This is a genomic window from Clostridium sp. 19966 (assembly GCF_032335695.1).
GTDB lineage: Bacteria > Bacillota > Clostridia > Clostridiales > Clostridiaceae > JACTOJ01.
Window position 1 is genome coordinate 1 of the sequence record NZ_JACTOJ010000070.1, and the last position, 3,624, is coordinate 3,624.

Consider the following 3,624-nt stretch of genomic DNA (forward strand, 5'->3'; position numbering starts at 1 on the left):
TTTGCGGTTGGCTAGACCTGCATTTATTTTAACATAGGAGTTTTTTTCTACTCAACGGCATAAGCCTTTTTTCTTCCACTTGCTTAGCAAGTGGTTTACTTTGTTGCACAAGAAAAGTGGCACGCCTAGGCGTGCTCACTTACTTCTTTTATATTAACTATGAGGAATATAAATAGGTTTAATTTATCTAAAACAGAAACGATACTCTTACTTTTATATTAACTATGAGGAATATAAATTAGAGTCAATTTTATTAAGAGCTTTTAGGTCTTCTTGCCTTTTATATTAACTATGAGGAATATAAATAGAATCAACATAACTAGTATCAATAACAACATTCTTTTATATTAACTATGAGGAATATAAATGTTTCAGAATCAAGATATGTTATAGGTTTCAAATCACTTTTATATTAACTATGAGGAATATAAATTGTTTCGATAGAGCGTATACTAACACAACTTGGTTTACTTTTATATTAACTATGAGGAATATAAATGGAGCAATTAGAAGAAGTAAAGCCTTCTGATACTGTCTTTTATATTAACTATGAGGAATATAAATTTTCTTTTAACTCTCTGTCATTTCTTATAGAGCCACCTTTTATATTAACTATGAGGAATATAAATTTAGCAAAATAGCAATAGAAAGATATAAATCATAAACTTTTATATTAACTATGAGGAATATAAATTGTCTTAGCCTTACCCCATACCCATTTTGCACCAATGCTTTTATATTAACTATGAGGAATATAAATTTAGAATCCTCGGTTATATCTCCAATTTTAATATCTCTTTTATATTAACTATGAGGAATATAAATCTATAAGTAATGCTGAAAACGGGAATATAAGTAAAAACTTTTATATTAACTATGAGGAATATAAATGAATTTACGTGAGACATTAGGTAATTCCCACTCGTGACTTTTATATTAACTATGAGGAATATAAATTTTCAGCTTCACCACGCCTTTTAGTCCACTTTTCTCCTTTTATATTAACTATGAGGAATATAAATATATATGGAACAGAAATGTTAGGCTTTAAGTCATTGTCTTTTATATTAACTATGAGGAATATAAATTTCTGATACTTGGTCAAAAGCTCCTTTTAAATCTCCTTTTATATTAACTATGAGGAATATAAATTTGATGAACAGGTTATGAAAAATGTTCAAAATTCTCTTTTATATTAACTATGAGGAATATAAATATCAAAACTATTTAATCTATGCATTGAGGTACAATCTTTTATATTAACTATGAGGAATATAAATTGATTTTAGTAGTATAGACACTACTAATAAGTTACTTCTTTTATATTAACTATGAGGAATATAAATGGAGATATCGTTTATATAAATGATAGCAATCTAACATCTTTTATATTAACTATGAGGAATATAAATGAGTACATACCAGGAGTACAAAGTTTCGATGCTAAACTTTTATATTAACTATGAGGAATATAAATTATGTGAACACAATTGTCAACACATACGGTATAACCTTTTATATTAACTATGAGGAATATAAATTTTGAAGCTTCTGAAAAATGGCATATAAAAGAGAATCTTTTATATTAACTATGAGGAATATAAATTACTCAAGCTGATCTGCAATTAACCTTAAGCATTCACCTTTTATATTAACTATGAGGAATATAAATCCTAGCCTATGGTGAGGACTTTTACTTGTTACGAATCTTTTATATTAACTATGAGGAATATAAATGAAACATAAACTTTGCTTGAATTGTACATAGCAAACTTTTATATTAACTATGAGGAATATAAATTATTCAGAACCAATAATGATATTTGGTGAGTCACTATCTTTTATATTAACTATGAGGAATATAAATTAATAGAGATTTAGGAATTGACATCGGCTGCTATGCTTTTATATTAACTATGAGGAATATAAATAAAAATTGGGAACAACTTGAAATGTTGTGTGGAATAGCTTTTATATTAACTATGAGGAATATAAATGTAACATATGCCAATTGCTTATTGATTTTTGGAATTCTTTTATATTAACTATGAGGAATATAAATTTTGTAAAAGTACCCTGTCCTATTCCAGTCTGCTCGACTTTTATATTAACTATGAGGAATATAAATAAGTAAAACCGATTGGGTAGAGAATGAAGAATTTAACTTTTATATTAACTATGAGGAATATAAATTGGGATGTAGAAGTTGGAAAGGATGTTACTGCTGATGCTTTTATATTAACTATGAGGAATATAAATAGGAATATCTATAGAGAGCTAGATAAAATAACTGATACTTTTATATTAACTATGAGGAATATAAATGAAGAAGCTGCAGAAGAAAATATTCAATTAGCTGAACTTTTATATTAACTATGAGGAATATAAATAAGACTTCAGCAAAAAGAATACCGTATGTTCTCGATCTTTTATATTAACTATGAGGAATATAAATAAAGTGTTGAGGAAGTTAAAGATAAAATATATAAAGCTTTTATATTAACTATGAGGAATATAAATTTCTTATATGCTTAGGCTGTAGCTTGGCAGCATTACGACTTTTATATTAACTATGAGGAATATAAATCCATTATCGCAACTCTCAACAGATGTTCCGTAGTCTCCTTTTATATTAACTATGAGGAATATAAATCATTAAGAATAAAAATCCTTTAGAAAAATTTGTAAGGCTTTTATATTAACTATGAGGAATATAAATTGCGGTAAGTGACATGGAAGAGAAGATGCAAATATTCTTTTATATTAACTATGAGGAATATAAATTAATACTGAAGCTTCGTCAAGAGATACAGCTGTAAACTTTTATATTAACTATGAGGAATATAAATGTTCTCCTTGATAACTCAGCTTTAGTCCATCCTTTCCTTTTATATTAACTATGAGGAATATAAATGTCATTGGATAATATTTTGCTGATGGCCATATCGTCTTTTATATTAACTATGAGGAATATAAATATTTCAAAACTACAGTTATAGCATACAATGGTCTTACTTTTATATTAACTATGAGGAATATAAATTAAGTTGTGGTTGTTTAAATAGAGAAAATGCAAAAGCTTTTATATTAACTATGAGGAATATAAATAGCGTTCTTGATAGTCTTACTGAGGTACCTGGATTGTCTTTTATATTAACTATGAGGAAGGAGAATTTTTAGACAAAATAAATTATAGGTGCTTAAATTTTTTAATAGAAGCATAGGAATTAATATTTAAATTTCCAAATATTAATATTGCAATTTCAAAAGCTTTGTTGTATAATAAGAAAGTCGCATGGCTCCTTGGTCAAGCGGTTAAGACACCACCCTCTCACGGTGGTATCAGGGGTTCGAGTCCCCTAGGAGTCATAAGTATTGAAAATAGCGAGTTTGAAGGCTTTCAGACTTGCTATTTTTTTATTTTCCCACACTTTTCCCACACTAGTAAAATTCCCACACATTTATTTAAATAATGAGTTAAATAATTGTAACCGTAAAAAAATTAACGCCTATAAGGTTAAAATCAGTTTTGATAAAATAACAGATATTAATTAACTAGGGAGGTTATGTACATGCAAAAAGGTTCACAGGATAACAAATGGAAGGCTATATTTAATGAATTTT

The 3,624-nt window shown here is 27.3% G+C and carries 1 tRNA gene and 1 CRISPR repeat array; the gene reads left to right on the forward strand.

From position 1 onward, the window contains the following. Positions 1 to 145 precede the first annotated feature (145 nt). Positions 146 to 3,174: a CRISPR direct-repeat array (repeat unit 29 nt; unit sequence CTTTTATATTAACTATGAGGAATATAAAT). A gap of 123 nt (positions 3,175 to 3,297) precedes the next feature. Then, positions 3,298 to 3,369 (forward strand) — tRNA-Glu (locus tag IAI10_RS24480). Positions 3,370 to 3,624: the final 255 nt, after the last annotated feature.